Annotated in this window: 12 protein-coding genes; 2 read left to right on the top strand and 10 right to left on the bottom strand. The window is 71.9% G+C overall.

Annotated elements, in window-relative coordinates:
• Positions 1–104: 104 nt before the first annotated feature.
• Both FVS66_RS28695 and FVS66_RS28690 read right to left on the bottom strand, forming a co-directional pair.
• On the bottom strand, positions 105–2,981 hold the full coding sequence (locus FVS66_RS28695; RefSeq protein WP_262387271.1) for an EAL domain-containing protein: 2,877 nt from the start codon (positions 2,979–2,981) through the stop codon (positions 105–107).
• Between the two features lie 419 nt (positions 2,982–3,400).
• Positions 3,401–4,363, bottom strand: coding sequence for a 2-hydroxyacid dehydrogenase (locus FVS66_RS28690; RefSeq protein WP_149184136.1), 963 nt, complete (start codon positions 4,361–4,363; stop codon positions 3,401–3,403).
• Between the two features lie 78 nt (positions 4,364–4,441).
• Between FVS66_RS28690 and FVS66_RS28685 the strand changes: the two genes are divergently transcribed.
• Positions 4,442–5,449, top strand: a complete 1,008-nt coding sequence (locus FVS66_RS28685) for an aldo/keto reductase (RefSeq protein ID WP_149184135.1) — start codon at positions 4,442–4,444, stop codon at positions 5,447–5,449.
• A 254-nt stretch (positions 5,450–5,703) separates the two neighbouring features.
• Positions 5,704–6,879 (top strand): PQQ-dependent sugar dehydrogenase, encoded by a 1,176-nt coding sequence (locus FVS66_RS28680; RefSeq protein ID WP_262387270.1) that lies wholly within the window; start codon positions 5,704–5,706, stop codon positions 6,877–6,879.
• 76 nt (positions 6,880–6,955) lie between these two features.
• Here the strand turns inward: FVS66_RS28680 and FVS66_RS28675 are convergent, their stop codons facing one another.
• From FVS66_RS28675 to ligA, 8 genes are all read right to left on the bottom strand, one after another.
• Positions 6,956–7,525 (bottom strand): GNAT family N-acetyltransferase, encoded by a 570-nt coding sequence (locus tag FVS66_RS28675; protein WP_149184134.1) that lies wholly within the window; start codon positions 7,523–7,525, stop codon positions 6,956–6,958.
• Positions 7,526–7,559: 34 nt separating this feature from the next.
• Entirely contained in the window at positions 7,560–9,875 is a 2,316-nt protein-coding gene (locus FVS66_RS28670) for an MMPL family transporter (protein ID WP_149184133.1), read from the bottom strand.
• A gap of 210 nt (positions 9,876–10,085) precedes the next feature.
• Positions 10,086–11,600, bottom strand: coding sequence for an Asp-tRNA(Asn)/Glu-tRNA(Gln) amidotransferase subunit GatB (gene gatB, locus FVS66_RS28665; protein ID WP_149184132.1), 1,515 nt, complete (start codon positions 11,598–11,600; stop codon positions 10,086–10,088).
• A 16-nt stretch (positions 11,601–11,616) separates the two neighbouring features.
• Complete coding sequence (locus FVS66_RS28660; RefSeq protein WP_149184131.1) at positions 11,617–11,856, bottom strand: hypothetical protein; 240 nt, start codon at positions 11,854–11,856, stop codon at positions 11,617–11,619.
• On the bottom strand, positions 11,853–13,352 hold the full coding sequence (gene gatA / locus FVS66_RS28655) for an Asp-tRNA(Asn)/Glu-tRNA(Gln) amidotransferase subunit GatA (RefSeq protein ID WP_149184130.1): 1,500 nt from the start codon (positions 13,350–13,352) through the stop codon (positions 11,853–11,855). Before gatA ends, FVS66_RS28660 begins: the two co-directional genes overlap by 4 nt.
• Positions 13,353–13,357: 5 nt before the next feature.
• A complete protein-coding gene (gene gatC, locus FVS66_RS28650) occupies positions 13,358–13,654 on the bottom strand; it encodes an Asp-tRNA(Asn)/Glu-tRNA(Gln) amidotransferase subunit GatC (protein ID WP_149184129.1) in 297 nt (98 codons plus the stop codon).
• Between the two features lie 87 nt (positions 13,655–13,741).
• Positions 13,742–15,880, bottom strand: a complete 2,139-nt coding sequence (locus FVS66_RS28645; RefSeq protein ID WP_149184128.1) for a bifunctional diguanylate cyclase/phosphodiesterase — start codon at positions 15,878–15,880, stop codon at positions 13,742–13,744.
• A gap of 234 nt (positions 15,881–16,114) precedes the next feature.
• Complete coding sequence (gene ligA / locus FVS66_RS28640; protein WP_187645732.1) at positions 16,115–18,307, bottom strand: NAD-dependent DNA ligase LigA; 2,193 nt, start codon at positions 18,305–18,307, stop codon at positions 16,115–16,117.
• Positions 18,308–18,319: the final 12 nt, after the last annotated feature.

The following is an 18,319-nucleotide window of genomic DNA, read 5'->3' as shown; positions in this document are numbered from 1 at the left end:
TGGATCCGCAGGGCCATGTCGGAACCTGCTCAGCCGACGCGCTTTCCAAGTACGAGAATTCGGGTGCGCATGGCACTGACCCTCCACCCGGCGCACCATCAGTGTCAAGTGGGTGGGACGCGCGTCTCATTATGTGAGCGCATTGGTGGAAGAGCGCCGGGCGGCGGCGCACCGCCGGTCAGCACCGGCTGTGGCACCCCGCCGGGGACCGGGAACTCGTCCCTGACCAGGGCGCGGCGCAGCCGGTACTCGTCGACCGGGCCGGCGAAGGCCATCCCCTGCGCGTGCGTGCAGCCCATGGCGCGCAGGGCCAGCACCTGCTCGGGCACGTCCACACCTTCGGCCACGGACAGGAGTCCGAGGTCGCCGGCGATCCTGAGGAGCCCGTTGGTGATCTTGTACAGCCGGGCGGATTCGACCACGCCCTCCACGAGGCCCCGGTCGAGCTTCAGTATGTCGACGGGGAGCCTGCGCAGGGCGTTGATCGCGGCATAGCCGCTGCCGAAGCCGTCCAGGGCGATCCGGACGCCGAGCCTGCGGAGGGCCACGAGGCGCTGTTCCAGCTCGTCGAAGGAGATCCTGGGGTCGCTGTCGGCGAGCTCGACGATCAGAGCGCCGGAGGGCAGTCCGTGCCGGGTGAGCAGCGCCTCGACAGTGGCCGGCGGCATGGAGCGGTCGAGGAGGCGGCGGGCCGGGACGCGCACCGACACGGGCGCGTGGTGGCCGAGGCGGTGGCGCTCGGCGGCCTGCTCGACAGCTTCCTCCAGCATCCACCGGCCGAGTTCGGCGGTGCGCTCGCCGCCGTCCTCGGCGACCCGGAGGAACTCGGCGGGGGTGAACAGGATGCCCTGGGACGAGCGCCAGCGGGCCTGGGCGGAGACGGCGGCGACCCGGCCGGTGGCGAGGTCTACGACGGGCTGGTGCAGCAGGGCGAACTCGCCGTCGTGCAGGGCGGTGCGCAGCCGGGCGGCCAGTTCGGTACGGCGGACGACCTCGGCCTGCATCTGCGGGGCGTACAACTCGACGCGGTTCTTACCGCCCGCCTTGGCCCGGTACATGGCCAGGTCGGCGTTGCGCAGGAGGTCACCGGCGTTGATGCCGGGCTCGGCGAAGGCGACGCCGATGGACGCGGCGACCCGCGCCTCGGTGCCGTCCACCTGGTACGGCTGGGAGAGCCTGAGGCGGAGCCGGTCGGCGATCTCGTGGACCTGGAACTCGCGGGCGGCCGGGTCGTGGCCGGCGTCCCCGGCGATGAGGGCGGCGAACTCGTCGCCGCCGAGCCGGGCGGCGGTGTCCCCGGCCCGCACGGAGTCCTGGAGGCGGCGGGCGGCCTGGATCAGCAGCTCGTCGCCGGCCTGGTGGCCGAGGCGGTCGTTGACGCCCTTGAAACCGTCGAGGTCGATGAAGAGCACGGCGGTGCCGGAGTCGCCGGAGCGGCGGCCGCTGAGGGCCTGGCGGACACGCCGGGTGAACAGGGCGCGATTGGGCAGGTCGGTGAGCGGGTCGTGTTCGGCGTTGTGCTGGAGCTGGGCCTGGAGCCGGACGCGCTCGGTGACGTCGCGGCTGTTGAAGATCAGGCCGCCTTGGTGGCGGTTCACGGTCGACTCGACGTTCAGCCAGTCGCCGGCGCCGGACCTGAAGCGGCACTCGATGCGGGTCGTGGGTTCCTCGGAGGGCGGGGCGGTGAGGAACCGCCGCACCTCGTGGACGACCCCGCCGAGGTCGTCGGGGTGGATAAGGGCGGCCAGCTCCGTACCGATGAGCTCGTCGGCGTCCCGTCCGTACACACCGGCGGCGGCGGGGCTCACATAGCGGAGGACTCCGCTCGGGTCGGCGATCATGATGACGTCGCTGGAGCTCTGGACCAGAGAGCGGAAGTGGTTCTCCTTCTGGGCCAGTTCCTGTGTGAGGGAGATGTTGTGGAGCAGCATGATGCCCTGCCGGACGACCAGGGCGAGCACGACCGTACAGCCGGTGAAGACGACGACGCGGTCCACTCGGCGGCCCTCGATGACGGAGTACAGGATGCTGAGCGTGCAGACCGCGGCCGCCAGATACGGCGTGAGGGCGGCGAGCGATCCGGCGATGGGGCGGCCGGAGGGCCGCTGCCGGCGCGGCCCGCGCTGGGGCGGCGGCGCCTCGGCGGTCCTGCGTCGCGCCCCCCATGGGGCGTACGCGAGGAGCAGCGAGCCCGCGAACCAGCCGGCGTCCAGCAGGTGCCCGGAGCGGTAGGTGTCGCGCAGCAGCGGGGACGTGAACAGGGCGTCGCACAGGACCGTCAGAGCGAGGGCCGCGATGGCGGTGTGGACCGCGGAGCAGTTGCCCTTGGAGCGCCGGAAGTGCAGCGCGAGGACCATGCTTACGAGCACGATGTCGAGCAGCGGATAGGCGAGCGAGAGGGCCGTGTGGGCGACGCTCTCGCCCTCGAAGCGCGCGGTGTGCGCGAGGGCGAGGCTCCAGGAGAGGGTGAGCAGGGATCCGGCGATGAGCCAGGAGTCCAGGCCGAGGCAGACCCAGCCGGCCCAGGTGACCGGGCGCTTGGCGAGGACGAGCAGGCCGACGATCGCCGGTGGCGCGAAGAGCAGGAAGAACAGGTCGGCGAGGGACGGGCTGGGCACCGGCCGGTCGAGCACCACCTCGTACCAGCCCCAGACGGCGTTGCCGACGGCGGCCATGGCGGAGGAGAACGCGAAGAGCAGCCAGGCGGGCCGGAAGCGGCTGCCGTGCGCGCACGCATAGCGGAGGCACGAGACGGTTGCGGCGAGGGCGGCGGCGCTGAGCCCGAAGTCACCCATGATCAGGGCCAGTTCCTCGGATCCCCAGCCGAACAGCGCGCCGGTCGCGTACCCGGCGCAGAGGAGGGCGAGGAGGAGTTGTCCCGTCGTGCCGCCCGCGCCTCCGCCCGGCCCTCGGCCCGGCCCTCCGCCCGGTCCGCCGCCGGTGACCGACCTGCGGTCGATGACCATGCCGGGGGCGCTCACCGGAAGGCTCCCGTCGGGAAGATTCCCGTCCGGTAGGTCCGGCCACCCCGCCGCTTCGGATCTTCGCTGCATCGACCGCGCATCGCCTGTCGCCCCCCTCGGATTCTGATCGGCAACCACGTCGGCTCGCGTCGTTCCCCGGCGCCTGTCTGCCCGTGCCCGACGCACCCCCGAGTCGCGACGATACACCAGGTTCGTCACTCAGGGACAGGGACTCTATACACTGTGTGACGATCAAGACGCCTATGGACACACAGTGCAGGCATTTCACTCCGGAGCGTATCGGTCCGGACGCAAGGACCGCAGGCAATGGGCGCGGGTACATTCCCCCGGGGGCCTGCACATGGAACGTGCCCCTGGTACCCGGCCGGGGCACGGGCCGCCGGGACGGGCACGGCGCCGCGGCCCGGGCCTGGCGGCTAGCCGGTGGTGAGGACGGTGTTGCGCAGTGGCTCTCCCGCGGCGAAGCGGGTCAGCTGTTCGGCGATCAGCCGCTTGGCGCGTGGCATGAACGCCGAGGTGGAGCCGCCGACATGAGGGCTGACCAGCACTCCCGGAGCGTGCCACAGCGGGTGCCCGGCCGGCAGCGGCTCGGGGTCGGTGACGTCGAGGGCCGCGGTGATGCGTCCGCTCTCGGCCTCCGCGAGCAGGGCCTTGGTGTCGACGACCGGGCCGCGGGCGACGTTGACCAGCAGCGCGCCGTCCTTCATGCGAGCCAGGAACTCGGCGTCGGCGAGGTGGTGGGTGTCGGCGGTGAGCGGGGTGGACAGGATCACCACGTCGGCCCCGGGGAGGAGCGCGGGCAGATCGGTGAGCGCGTGCACGGGCCCGCGCTCGGTGGTGCGGGCGGAGCGCGCGACGCGCACCACCCGCGCACACTCGAACGGCGCGAGCCGGTCCTCGATCGCCGCGCCGATCGATCCGTACCCCACGATCAGTACGGCCTTGTCGGCGAGCGACGGGTAGAACCCGGCCCGCCACTCCTCCCGGTCCTGGCCTCGTACGAAGCCGGGGATGCCGCGCAGCGAGGCCAGGACGAGCGCGAGGGTGAGCTCCGCCGTACTGGTCTCGTGGACGCCCCTGGCGTTGCACAGCGCCACCCCTCGCGGAACGTCCACCAGTCCGGGCGTCACATGGTCGACGCCGGCCGACAGGGTCTGCACGACCCGCAGCGTGGTCATCGCGGCCATCGGCCGCACGGCGATCTCCGTGCCCTTCATGTACGGGACCACGTAGAAGGCACATTGGGCCGGGTCGGCCGGGAGGTCGGGGCCGCCGTCCCAGAAGCGGTAGGCGAGTCCGGCCGTGGACGGGTCCGGCAGGCCCTCGATCTCGTCGGCCGGGATGGGCAGCCACACATCGGCGGCAACGTCAGCAGTCATGCCCAGGAGGCTAGCTAGGCGAAGCGGCCCGCGCGCGATTGGTTAGTTTGGGGGTGCGGCACAGGGAGGTACGGGGAGTTGGAGCGCAGGACACTCGGGGCGACCGGGCTGGAAGTGGGGGCGGTCGGCCTCGGCTGTATGCCGATGAGCTGGGCCTACAGTGCCTCACAGCAGCGCGGCGAACGCTCGCTGCGCGCCGTGCACGCCGCGCTCGACGCCGGGGTGAGCCTGCTCGACACCGCGGACATGTACGGGCCGTTCACCAACGAGCTGTTGCTGGGGCGGGTCCTCAAGGAGCGCCGCGCGGAAGCGTTCGTCGCGACCAAGTGCGGGCTGCTGGTGGGCGACGGACACATCGTGGCGAACGGGCGGCCGTCCTATGTGCGCCGGGCGTGCGACGCGTCGCTGCGGCGGCTCCAGACGGATGTGATCGACCTGTACCAGCTGCACCGGGCGGACCCGGAGGTGCCGGTCGAGGAGACCTGGGGCGCACTGGCGGAGCTGGTGACGGCGGGGAAGGTGCGGGCGCTGGGGTGGTGCGCGGTGGGCGTACGGGGGTCCCGGCGCGGTTCGTACGACTTGTACGACGGAACGATTCGGCAGCTGGAGCGGGTCCAGCAGGTGTTCCCGGTGAGCGCCGTACAGGCGGAGCTGTCCGTGTGGTCGCCCGAGGCGCTGGCCCGGCTGCTGCCGTGGTGCGCGGCGCGCGGCGTGGGGTTCCTCGCGGCGATGCCCCTGGGCAACGGCTTCCTGACCGGGACGCTGACCCCGGGCGGCGGTTTCGAGCCGGAGGACCTGCGGGCCCGGCACCCTCGGTTCACCGCCGAGATGATGGCCGCGAACCAGCCGCTGGTCGCCGGGCTGCGCCGGGTCGCCGAACGGCACGGCGGCCCGGCGGCCGGGGTGACCCCGGCACGGGTGGCGCTGGCGTGGGCGCTGGCGCAGGGGCGGCATGTCGTTCCGGTGCCGGGTACGAAGCGGGAGCGCTGGGCGGTGGAGAACGCCCGGGCGGCCACGCTGTCGCTGACGGCGCGGGACCTGGCGGAGATCGGGCGGCTGCCGCCGGCGCGCGGGTCGTGGGACTGAGGGGCTGAGGCCCTGGGGCCGGAGGCCGGGCTGAGAAGCCGGGGTACGGGCCGCTGGGGCCCATGACGGGGCCTGGGGCCCTGCGGGCTGCGGGCTGCGGGCTGCGGGCTGCGGGCTGCGGGCTGCGGGCTGCGGCCGATGCTCTGCGGGTGACCTCAGGGGTCGGTCGGCCACGTGGCTGATCCCGTGCGGGCGCGGCGGTCTCTAGGGTAGACGGGAGTGAGCTCCAGTCCGCCGCCGGAAGGAACAGAACCGTGCAACGTCCTGCTGTGACGGCCGTGTTGGCCGCTGCCGCGCTGCTGTCGGCGACCGGGTGTTCGGCGGACGGGGGGAACGGCACGGCCGGTCCCGCGACCACCGCGCCCACCGCGTCCGCGGCCTCGGCACCCGCCTCCGCCGCGCCGACGGGCGGTGCCTCGCCGTCCGCGGCGCCTGCCAAGGGGTCGGTCCGGGTGGTGTCCACGGTCGCGCAGGGCCTGAAGTCGCCCTGGGGGCTGGCCGCGCTGCCGGGCGGGGACCTGCTGGTCTCCTCGCGCGACGAGGGCACCATCACACGCGTGGACGCCGAGAGCGGGAAGCTGACCGTGCTCGGCGAGGTGCCCGGGGTGGCGCCGGGCGGGGAGGGCGGTCTGATGGGCCTCGCCCTCTCACCGAAGTACGCCGAGGACCACCTGATCTACGCGTACTTCACCACCGAGTCCGACAACCGCGTCGCACGCATGCTGTACGACGAGAGTCGGCCCGCGGGGCAGCAGTTGGGTGCGCCCGACACCGTCCTGCGCGGCATCCCGAAGGGTCTGGTGCACAACGGCGGGCGCATCGCGTTCGGCCCGGACGGGATGCTGTACGCGGGCACGGGCGAGACCGGGGACACCGGGCTGGCGCAGGACAAGACGTCGCTGGGCGGCAAGATCCTGCGGATGACCCCGGACGGGCAGCCCGCTGACGGCAATCCGTTCGAGGACTCGGTCGTGTACTCGTACGGGCACCGCAATGTGCAGGGCCTGGCGTGGGACGCCGAGAAGCGGCTGTGGGCGGCCGAGTTCGGGCAGAACACCTGGGACGAGCTGAACCTGATCGAGGCGGGTGCCAACTACGGCTGGCCGGAGGTCGAGGGGAAGGGCGGCGGACGCGACTACGTCGACCCGGTGGTGCAGTGGCGCGTGGCCGAGGCGTCGCCGAGCGGCATCGCGGTGGTGCGGGGCTCGGTGTGGATGGCGGCGCTGCGGGGTGAGCGGCTGTGGCGTGTCCCGCTGGCCGGTGAGAAGGCCGCGGGGGCGCCCCAGGCATTCCTGGAGGGGGAGTACGGCCGGCTGCGCACCGTGCTGGCGGCAGGCGGGGACAGGCTCTGGCTGGTCACCAGCGAGACGGACACCCGCGGCACGCCGGAGTCCGGTGACGACAGGGTCCTCCTGCTGGAGGTGTCATGAGAGGCGGCGGCCCGGGTGCGACCGTCAGGCGGAGGACCGTCCGACCGTCGCCACCCGCGCCGCCGCACGCACGGCCTTACGCGGCGGGCCCGGTGTCCCGTCGGGCACGCCACTCGGGGGCGAGGACCGACCAGATCTCCGTGTCGTGCCGTACGCCCCGGTAGAGGTACTCCTCGCGCATGACGCCGTCCCTGGTCATGCCGAGGCGCTTGGCGACGTTGATGCTGGGCGTGTTGGCGGCGTCGACGTGCCACTCGACGCGGTGGAGGCCGCGTACGTCGACGGCCCAGTCGATGATGGCGCGGACGGCGCGGGTGACCAGGCCGCGGCCGACTGCGGCGGGCTCCAGCCAGCAGCCCGCCTCGCAGTTGCCCGCGTCGACGTCCATGATGCGGAACAGGACACCGCCGACGAGGGTGCCGTCCTGCCAGATGCCGTAGATGCGGCCGGTGTCGGCGGCGGCCTTCTCGGCGTACCTCTGGAGGAAGGTCCGCGCCGACGGCAGGTCCTGTACGACGTCGGTGAGTCCTACGTACCGGCCGATGAACTCGCGGCCCCGGTCGATGTGGGCCAGGTACTCCTCGGCCTGCCAGGGCTCCAGCGGCCGCAACTCCGCGCCGTCGTCGCCCAGGGACATGCTGAACACCGTTGTCCTCCCCCTCCCCCGCCGGTCCGGCGGGTCACTGCACGAGCTCTCCGTCCCCGCTCGTGCGCTGCCCGGGGATCTTCGCACGTGCGGGCTCGCGGGACTCCGGGGGTTCGATGCTGATCCGGGGCAGCCACCGGTCGACGGCGCGCGGCAGCCACCAGTTCGCGCCGCCGAGCATGTGCATCAGGGCCGGCACCAGCAGTGTCCGCAGGACGAACGCGTCGAGGGCGACGGCCGCGGCGAGTCCGATGCCGAACATCGCGATGACCCGGTCGCCGGAGAGCACGAAGGCGAGGAACACGGCGATCATGATGACGGCGGCGGAGTTGATCACCCGGCTGGTCTCGGCGAGGCCGACCCGGACGGCACGCCGGTTGTCACCGGTCTCCCGCCACTCCTCGTACATCCGGCTCACCAGGAACACCTGGTAGTCCATGGAGAGCCCGAACAGCACCGATACGGCGATCACCGGCAGGAAGGGTTCGATCGGTCCGGCCCGGCCGAGGCCGAGCAGTTCGCTGCCCCAGCCCCACTGGAAGATCGCCACGACGATCCCGAACGCGGACGCGACGGCGGCGACGTTCATCAGGGCGGCCTTCAGCGGGATGCCGATGGACCGGAACGCGAGCAGGAGCAGCAGACAGCCGAGGGCGATGACGACGCCCACGAAGAGCGGCAGCTTGCCGATGATGACCTGGGCGAAGTCGTCGTAGGCCGCAGTGATGCCGCCGACGTGCACGTCGAGCGACGTGCCGGCCTCCGCGGTGGGCAGGACGTCGCCGCGCAGCCGGTCGACCAGGTCGCTGGTCTGCTGGGACTGCGGCGCGGAGTCCGGTACGACGGTGAGGACCGCGGTGTTGCCGCCGCCGCTGTACGTGACGGGGCCGACGGACTCGACGCCCGCCGTGGTGCGGAGCTGGGCGGGCAGCTCGTTCATGGCGAGGCGGTCGCCGGCGCCGTCCAGCTTGGCGACGAGGGTGAGCGGGCCGTTCACGCCGGGGCCGAAGCCGTCGGCGAGCAGGTCGTACGCCTGGCGGGTGGTGGATGTCGCGGGGCCGTTGCCCTGGTCGGAGGTGCCGAGGCGGAGGGAGAACGTGGGCAGTGCCAGGACCAGCATGACGACGGCGGCGACGGCGCCCAGCTTCTTGGGGTGGCGCTCGACGAACGCGGACCAGCGGGCGGCGAACCCGGTGGGCAGCTCGGGCTCCGGGCCGTGCTCGGTGAGACGGCGGCGCTCGCGGCGCGACAGGGCCCGCATGCCGATCAGGGACAGCAGGGCGGGCAGCAGCGTCACGGAGGCGGCGACCGTGAGGACGACGGTGAGGGACGCCGCTATGGCGACGCCGTTGAGGAAGCCGAGCCGCAGGATGAGCATGCCGAGGAGGGCGATGCAGACGGTCGCTCCGGCGAAGACGACGGCACGGCCGGTGGTGGCGACGGCGTTCTGGGCGGCCTCGGTGACGCTGAGCCCGCGTTTGAGGCCCTTGCGGTGGCGCGTGACGATGAACAGCGCGTAGTCGATGCCGACGCCGAGGCCGATCAGCATGCCCAGCATCGGGGCGAAGTCGGCCACGGTCATGAGGTGGCTGAGCAGGGCTATGCCGGAGTAGGCGGTGCCGACGCTTACGAGGGCCGTGGCGATCGGCAGGACGCTCGCGGCGAGGGAGCCGAAGGCGAGGAAGAGCACCACGGCGGCGACCGCGACGCCCACCATCTCGGCGGTGTGCGAGCCCTCACTCTCGGTGAGCGCGGCGACGGAGCCGCCGACCTCGACCTGCACGCCGTCGCCGGCGGCGGCGCGTGTGGTGTCGACGAGGGCCTGGGCCTGCTCCTGCGGGATGTCCTCGGCGTGCTCGTCGAAGGTGACCGTGGCGTAGGCGGTGCGGCCGTCCTCGCTGATCTGTCCGCTCTTCGCGTCGGACGCCTCGGCCGCCGCCTCGGCCGCCTTGGCGGGCGCCTGCGCGGACGTCTGGGACGACTGGGCGGGCTGTGACGCCTCGGCCTCGCGGGCGGCCTCGGTGGAGGCGTACGGGGTGGTGACGGCGACCACGCCCGGGAGGTCGGCGACCTTGTCGAGCATGGTGGTCATGCGCTGTTCGACGCCCTCGGCGCGGACGCTGCCGCGCTCGGTGTGCCAGACGATGGTGCCGCTGTCGCCGCCCTGGCCGGGGAACGTCTCCTCAAGGAGGGCCGTGGCCCTGCCGGACTCGGTGCCGGGGACCTCGTAGTCGTTGGAGTACGCGGACCCGACCACAGCCGAGGCCGCCGTGACTCCGCAGAACGCGGCAAGCCAGAGCAGTACGGCGACGAGTCGGTGGTGAAGACACCACCGTGCGAGGGCTGCCAAAGGGTTCGCTCCCTGAGGGGTTCGTGGTTCATCGCCGGGAGCCTCCCGGAAGAACACATGACCTGCTTGACAGCCACTCTGACAGCGAAAAGAGATCCTTTGCCCCTTTCGTGGCCTGACTCACAACACCGTGAGGAGGCCCCGGGGGGAAGGGAAACACGGAGGGCGGTGCACCGGAGTCCGGTGCACCGCCCCACGCGTACGGGATTCTCAGCCCTCGCTGACGCCCAGCTTCTCCAGGATCAGCTCACGGACGCGGGCCGCGTCGGCCTGGCCACGGGTGGCCTTCATGACCGCTCCGACCAGCGCGCCGGCGGCCGCGACCTTGCCGCCGCGGATCTTGTCCGCGATGGCGCTGTTGGCCGCGATGGCCTCGTCGACGGCCGCGCCCAGCGCGCCCTCGTCGGAGACGACCTTCAGGCCGCGCTTCTCGACGACGGTGTCCGGGTCGCCCTCACCCGCGAGGACACCCACGATGACCTGGCGGGCCAGCTTGTCGTTGAGGTCGCCGGATGTGACGAGCTCGGTGACCCGGGCGACCTGCGCCGGGGTGATCGGCAGCTGGTCCAGGGACGTACCGGACTCGTTGGCGTGCCGGGACAGCTCGCCCATCCACCACTTGCGGGCCTGGTCGGCCGGGGCGCCCGCGTCGACCGTGGCGACGATCAGGTCGATGGCGCCGGCGTTCAGGATCGACTGCATGTCCAGCGCGGAGATGCCCCACTCCTCGCGCAGCCGGCCGCGGCGCACCCGGGGCAGCTCGGGCAGGCCGGCGCGGAGCTTCTCGACCCACTCGCGGGACGGGGCGATCGGCACGAGGTCGGGCTCCGGAAAGTACCGGTAGTCCTCGGCCTCCTCCTTCACCCGGCCTGACGTGGTCGAGCCGTCGTCCTCGTGGAAGTGGCGGGTCTCCTGGACGATCGTGCCGCCGCCGAGGAGGACCGCGGCGTGCCGCTGGACCTCGTAGCGGACGGCCCGCTCGACCGACCGCAGCGAGTTGACGTTCTTCGTCTCGCTGCGCGTACCGAACTTCTCGGTGCCGATGGGGCGCAGCGACAGGTTCACGTCGCAGCGCATCTGGCCCACCTCCATGCGGGCGTCGGACACGCCGAGGGCCCGGATGAGGGCGCGCAGCTCGGCGACGTACGCCTTGGCGACCTCGGGTGCGCGGTCACCGGCGCCGACGATCGGCTTGGTGACGATCTCGATCAGCGGGATGCCCGCGCGGTTGTAGTCGAGGAGGGAGTGCTGCGCGCCGTGGATACGGCCGGTGGCGCCGCCGACGTGGGTCGACTTGCCGGTGTCCTCCTCCATGTGGGCGCGCTCGATCTCGACGCGGAAGACCTCCCCGTCCTCCAGCTGGACGTCCAGGTAGCCGTTGAAGGCGATCGGCTCGTCGTACTGGGAGGTCTGGAAGTTCTTCGGCATGTCCGGATAGAAGTAGTTCTTCCGGGCGAAGCGGCACCACTCGGCGATCTCGCAGTGCAGCGCGAGTCCGATCTTGACGGCGGACTCGACGCCGGTCGCGTTGACGACGGGGAGCGCGCCGGGCATGCCGAGGCAGACCGGGCAGGTCTGGGTGTTCGGGTCCGCGCCCAGCTCGGTGGAGCAGCCGCAGAACATCTTGGTCTTGGTGCCGAGTTCGACATGCACCTCCAGGCCCATGACGGGCTCGTAGGTGGCGAGGGCGTCCTCGTACGACACCAGGTCAGTCGTGACGGTCACGGTGAAACATTCCCTCTCAGCCGAACAGGACGTCGTCGTCACCGATGCGCTTCAGTTCGCGCACCAGGATGGCGAGGCCGGTGACGATGGCAGCGGCGGACACGACGGCGTCCACGAGCTGCAGCGTGTCGTGCTCGGAGCGGGCCTTGCGGGCCTGTTTGATCACACTCAGCGCGCCGAACGCGGTGGTGCCGATGGACAGGTACGTACCGGCCCTCGACTTCTTGAAGCCCTTGGCCTTGGTCAGTGCGCTCACAGCGACGGAGCCTCCTCCAGCAGCGGGTGGCCCCAGCGTGCCACGTAGGCGGCCTCGACCGCGGCGCCCACCTTGTAGAGGCGGTCGTCCCGCATGGCCGGGGCGATGATCTGCAGGCCGACGGGCAGGCCGTCCTCGGGCGCCAGGCCGCAGGGCAGCGACATGGCGGCGTTGCCGGCCAGGTTGGTCGGGATGGTGCAGAGGTCGGCCAGGTACATGGCCATCGGGTCGTCGGCGCGCTCGCCGATCGGGAAGGCGGTGGTCGGGGTGGTCGGGCTGACGATCACGTCGACCTGCTCGAAGGCCCTCTCGAAGTCCCGTGTGATGAGCGTGCGGACCTTCTGCGCGGAGCCGTAGTACGCGTCGTAGTAGCCGGAGCTGAGCGCGTAAGTGCCGAGCATGATGCGGCGCTTGACCTCGTCGCCGAAGCCGGCCTCGCGGGTGAGGGATGTGACGTCCTCGGCGGAGCGCGTGCCGTCGTCGCCGGTCCGCAGGCCGTAGCGCAGGCCGTCGAAGCGGGCGAGGTTGGAGGAGCACTCGGAGGGCGCGATCAGGTAGTACGCGGAGAGCGCCAGGTCGAAGGACGGGCAGTCCAGCTCGACGACCTCGGCGCCCAGCTCCTTGAGGAGCTCGACGGCCTCGTCGAACCGCTGGACGACACCGGCCTGGTAGCCCTCGCCGCGGAACTGCTTGACGACACCGACGCGCAGACCGGCGACTGAGCCGTTGCGGGCGGCCTCGACGACCGCCGGGACCGGGGCGTCGATGGAGGTGGAGTCCATCGGGTCGTGCCCGGCGATGGCCTCGTGGAGGAGGGCCGCGTCGAGGACCGTACGGGCGCAGGGGCCGCCCTGGTCGAGGCTGCTGGAGAACGCCACCATGCCGTAGCGGGAGACGCCGCCGTACGTCGGCTTGACGCCGACCGTGCCGGTGACGGCGGCCGGCTGGCGGATGGAACCGCCCGTGTCGGTGCCGATGGCGAGCGGGGCCTCGTAGGAGGCGAGGGCGGCGGAGGAGCCACCGCCGGAGCCGCCGGGGATCCGGGTGAGGTCCCAGGGGTTGCCGGTCGGGCCGTAGGCGCTGTTCTCGGTGGAGGACCCCATGGCGAACTCGTCCATGTTGGTCTTGCCGAGGATGACGACGTCGGCGGCGCGGAGCTTCTTGACGAGCGTCGCGTCGTACGGCGGGCGCCAGCCCTCGAGGATCTTGGAGCCGACGGTGGTCGGCATGTCCCGCGTGGTGAAGATGTCCTTGAGGGCGAGCGGCACGCCGGCGAGCGGACCGAGCTTCTCGCCGCGCGCGCGCTTCTCGTCGACGGCGCGGGCCTGGGCGAGGGCTCCCTCGCGGTCGATGTGCAGGAAGGCGTGGACCTTCTCGTCGACGGCGGCGATGCGCGCGAGGTGGGCCTCGGTGACCTCGACGGCGGTGAGTTCGCCGGACGCGATCTTCGCCGCGATCTCGGCGGCGGTGAGCTTGATGATGGTGCTGTCCGTCATGTCGGTCAGTCCTCCCCCAGGATCTGCGGCACCTTGAAACGCTGCTGCTCCTGTGCGGGGGCTCCGGAGAGCGCCTGCTCGGGGGTGAGCGACGGACGGACCTCGTCCGCGCGCATGACGTTGGTCAGCGGCAGCGGGTGGGAGGTCGGCGGGACGTCTTGGTCGGCGACCTCGGAGACGCGGGCGACCGCGCCGATGATGTCGTCGAGCTGTCCGGCGAAGTGGTCGAGCTCGTCGCCGGACAGCTCCAGACGTGCCAGCCGGGCGAGGTGAGCGACCTCCTCGCGCGTGATGCCAGGCATGCAGCGATCCTCAGGGGTGAGTGTTGTGGGTTTTGGCCCAATCCTATGGGTCGGGTGGCGATGCCTGTGAAACGGTTTGCGCTGCGGTTACGTGACCGGGTGGCTCGACGGCTCGTCGGACGGGGACGGCGGGAGTGCCGCGGCGGGCCGGTGCCAGCCGCGTTCGCCCCGTGCGCGGAGCCAGGCCGTGGTCTCGTTGGGCGGCATCGCCGCCGCGACGAGCCAGCCCTGGACGGCGTCGCAGCCCAGGTCGCGGAGGCGCTCCCAGGTCTCGTCGTCCTCGACGCCCTCGGCGACGACGAGGAGGCCCAGGGAGTGGGCCAGGTCCACGGTGCAGCGGACGATCTCCGCGTCCTCGTTGTCGACAGCGAGGCGGGCGACGAACGAGCGGTCGATCTTCAGTTCGCTGACCGGGAGGCGGCGGAGGTGGACCAGGGAGGAGTAGCCGGTGCCGAAGTCGTCCAGGGACATCTTCACGCCGTGGCCGGTCAGCCCGGCGAGGGTGTCGGCGGCGCGCTGGGGGTCCTCCAGGAGGACGTGTTCCGTTATCTCCAGCTGGAGGGCTCCGGCGGGGACGCCGTGCCGGGCCAGGCGGGCTGCGACCGCGCCGGCGAAGCCCGGGCTGTGGACATCGCGTGGGGAGACGTTGACCGCGACGGGGACCTCGAGGCCCTGGGAGCGCCACTTGGCGACCTGGCCGAGCGCGGTCTCCAGGACGTACTCGGTGAGATGCGGCATCAGGCCGGAGGACTCGGCGATGGCGATGAACTCGTCCGGGGGGACCCGGCCGCGCTCGGGGTGGACCCAGCGGACGAGGGCCTCCAGGCCCGCGACATGGCCGTCGAAGCGGACCTTGGGCTGGTAGTGAAGCTCGACCTCGCCCGCGTCGAGTGCGCGGCGCAGGTCGCCGAGGAGGCCGAGCCGGTCGGGGGTGTTGGAGTCGCGCTTGGACTCGTACACCTCGACGCCCGTACGGTCCCGCTTCGCCTGGTACATGGCGACGTCGGCGCGCTGGAGGAGCCCCTCGGCGTCCAGGGCGTGGTCGGGGAAGACGGCGACGCCGGCGCTGGCCTCCAGGACGAGCGTGAGCCCGTCGAGGTCGAGCGGCGAGGACAGCTCGGCGGCGAGGTGCCGGGCGATGCGCTGGGCGCTTGTGGTGGAGTCGGCGGTCGGGAGGAGGACGGCGAACTCGTCGCCGCCGAGCCGCGCGGCCTCGGCCCCTCGGGGCAGGGCGAGACGCAGCCGCTCGGCGATCTGGAGGAGCAGCCGGTCGCCCGCCAGGTGACCGAGCGTGTCGTTGACGGACCGGAAGCGGTCGAGGTCGATCAGGACGAGCGCGGTGCGGACGCCGTCGGCCTCGGCCGCCTCCAGGGCGGACCAGGTGCGCTCCAGGAGCCACTGGCGGTTGGGGAGCCCGGTGAGCGGGTCGCGCAGTTGTTCCTCGGCGCGGGCTCGGGCGATCCACATCGTGGAGTCGAGGGCGATTAAGGGCACGGCGAACAGCGGCAGGAGCACCGGCAGGGAGACGGCGACGACGCAGATGAGCGGGGCGATGCCGAGCAGGGCGACGGCGACGAGGCCCTGCCGGAGCAGCGCGGTGCGGGCGGCGGTGGGCAGACCGCCGGTCTGCGGGGCGAGCGTGTACCACAGGACGAGACGGGTCACCACCAGGTAGGTGCCCGCGGCGAGCGAGACTTCCGGTACGGCGGCGATCCCCCATTCGAGGGGCTCCCAGGGCCGTTCGACGGACGGGACGTCGCCGAAGGCGGCGAGGACGAGCGCGGCGGCGCCGATGCCGAGGATGTCGGCGGCGCCGTGCAGCAGGCCCTGTCGCCAGCGGTGCCTGCGGGCGGCGCTGACGAGGACGACGACGGCGAGGCTGACCAGCCCGGCGGGCACCCAGCCGTACAGGAGAAGCACGGCGAGGGTGAGGGCGGCGCCGGAGCCGGTGCCGCCCCACCAGCGGTCGCGGCCGAGGGCCACGAGGTGGCCGACGACGATGCCGGTGAGGACGGCGAGGGACCAGCCGGTGGTGCCGCCGGGGAAGAGGGCGTGGCCATGGCTCACGGCGCGGTAGAAGCCGGTGGTGAGGGCGACGCCCGCGAGGGTCACCACGATGACGGGCAGCCTGGCGAGGACGCCCTCGTAGGCGGCCGCGAAGGGCGCCGTGAAGGGCGCCTGCGTGCGCGGTCGTACGACCGGATCGGCACTCTCGGTCGGTTTCATTCCGTCCCTCTCACAGCCGGCGGTGCCGTTGCCTCTGCCTCGTGATGGCCTGTTGTCATGCCACCACGACTGGACTTCCCCAACGCAGCCGTGCACGACAGGCGCACGTCTCAACAGTAGGCCGCGGAGGGCTTCGACGGGCAGCGCTCTACAGCTCTTGCCCGAATGCGACCCGGCCACCCTTATCCGTCTGGTATGCGCTGAACGGGTGACGATTTCCGGCCTGTTCTCGCCCTACTGTTCGACGGGTGCGGCCACTTCACGGGCTGCGTCGGGGCCTTGTTCCAGCAGGACGGCGAAGCCGTCCTCGTCCAGAACCGGAACCTTCAGCTGCATGGCCTTGTCGTACTTGGAACCCGGGTTGTCACCGACCACCACGAAGGACGTCTTCTTTGAAACGGAACCGGTCACTTTTGCTCCGACGCTCTGGAGCGCCTCTTTTGCGCCATCCCTGGTGAAGTTCTGCAGCGTGCCCGTGACGACGACCGCCAGCCCCTCCAGGGGGCGCGGGCCCTCCTCCTCGCCGGCGCTCTCCTCCTCCATCCGGACGCCCGCGGCCCGCCATTTCCGCAGGATCTCGCGGTGCCAGTCCTCCTCGAACCACTGCTTCAGAGAGGCGGCGATGGTCGGTCCGACCCCCTCGACGGCCGCCAGCTCCTCCTCGGTGGCCTGTTCGATGCGGTCGATGGAGCGGAACTCGCGGGCCAGCGCCTCCGCCGCGACGGGGCCGACATGGCGGATCGACAGGGCCGTGATGACCCGGGCGAGCGGGCGCTGCTTCGCCTCCTCGATGTTCCTGAGCATCGCGAGGGCGTTCTTCTTCGGCTCACCCTGCTGGTTGGCGAAGACCGTGACGACCTTCTCCTCACCCGTCTTGGGGTCGCGCTTGGGCAGCCCGCTGTCCTGGTCCAGGACGTACGCCTTGATGGGGAGCAGCTGTTCGATCGTCAGATCGAACAGGTCGCCCTCGTCGGCCAGCGGCGGGTCGGCCGGCTCCAGCGGGCGGGTCAGCGCGGCGGCCGCCACATAGCCGAAGCTCTCGATGTCGAAGCACCGCCGTCCGCCCAGGTAGAACAGCCGCTCCCGCAGCTGGGCCGGGCAGGTCCGGCCGTTCGGGCAGCGCAGGTCGACGTCGCCCTCCTTCATCGGCTTCAGCGGGGTCCCGCACTCGGGGCACTCGGAGGGCATGACGAACTCCCGCTCGCCGCCGTCCCGCAGGTCGACGACCGGCCCGAGGATCTCCGGGATGACGTCACCGGCCTTGCGCAGTACCACCGTGTCGCCGATGAGGACGCCCTTGGCCTTCACCACGTCCTGGTTGTGCAGCGTGGCGAACTCGACCTCCGAGCCCGCGACCGTGACCGGCTCCACATGCGCGTACGGCGTGACCCGGCCCGTGCGGCCCACCCCCACGCGGATGTCGACCAGCTTGGTGTTGACCTCCTCCGGCGCGTACTTGTACGCGATGGCCCAGCGCGGGGCGCGCGAGGTCGAGCCGAGCCGCCCCTGGAGGCGGATCTCGTCCAGCTTGACGACCACCCCGTCGATCTCGTGCTCCACCGAATGGCGGTGCTCGCCGTAGTACGCGATGAACTCCCGTACGCCGTCCAGGCTGTCGACCACCCTGTTGTGCCGGGCCGTCGGCAGGCCCCACCCGCGGAGCAGCTCATACGCCTCGGAAAGGCGGTCGAGAGAGAGTCCCACGTGCGCCCCGATGCCGTGCACCACCATGTGCAGCGGGCGCGTGGCCGTGACGCGGGGGTCCTTCTGGCGGAGCGAACCGGCCGCGGCGTTCCGCGGGTTGGCGAAGGGCTTGTCGCCCGCGGCCACCAGACGCGCGTTCAGCTCCTCGAACTTCTCCATCGGGAAGTAGACCTCGCCGCGGATCTCGACCAGGTCCGGGATCCGGTCACCCTCCAGCCGGTCCGGGATGTCGGAGATCGTCCGCACGTTCGGCGTGATGTCCTCGCCGGTCCGGCCGTCGCCGCGGGTCGCCGCGCGCGTGAGTCTGCCCTTCTCGTACGTGAGGTTCACGGCCAGGCCGTCGACCTTCAGCTCGCACAGGAAGTGGTGGTCCGCCGCGCCGACGTCCCGCGCGACGCGCTCCGCCCACGCGGCCAGCTCTTCGTCGTCGAACGCGTTGTCCAGGGAGAGCATGCGCTCGCGGTGCTGGACGGCCGTGAACTCCGTCGCGTACGCCCCCGCCACCTTCTGGGTCGGCGAGTCGGGCGTGCGCAGCTCGGGATACCGCTCCTCCAGCTGCTCCAGGGAGCGCAGGAGCCGGTCGAAGTCGGCGTCGCTGACGACCGGCTGATCCTTCACGTAGTACCGGAAGCGGTGCTCCTCGACCTTCTCGGCAAGCCTGGCGTGCTCCTCCCGGGCATCCGCCGGCACCACGTCGTGCTGGTCGTGCTGTTCGACAGCCACGTCGATCCTCCC

This window comes from Streptomyces sp. TRM49041 (assembly GCF_008271805.1).
In the GTDB taxonomy this organism is placed as follows: Bacteria; Actinomycetota; Actinomycetes; order Streptomycetales; family Streptomycetaceae; genus Streptomyces.
Note: the sequence above shows the minus strand (reverse complement) of the source record. Positions and strands in the feature narration are given on the sequence as shown.

What these genes read in the sequence shown, in the direction of transcription:
- FVS66_RS28690 (WP_149184136.1), bottom strand. Translation starts at nt 4,363, where the DNA reads ATGACTGCTGACGTTGCCGCCGATGTGTGGCTGCCCATCCCGGCCGAC.
- gatA (WP_149184130.1), bottom strand. Translation starts at nt 13,352, where the DNA reads ATGACGGACAGCACCATCATCAAGCTCACCGCCGCCGAGATCGCGGCG.
- gatC (WP_149184129.1), bottom strand. Translation starts at nt 13,654, where the DNA reads ATGCCTGGCATCACGCGCGAGGAGGTCGCTCACCTCGCCCGGCTGGCA.
- FVS66_RS28645 (WP_149184128.1), bottom strand. Translation starts at nt 15,880, where the DNA reads ATGAAACCGACCGAGAGTGCCGATCCGGTCGTACGACCGCGCACGCAG.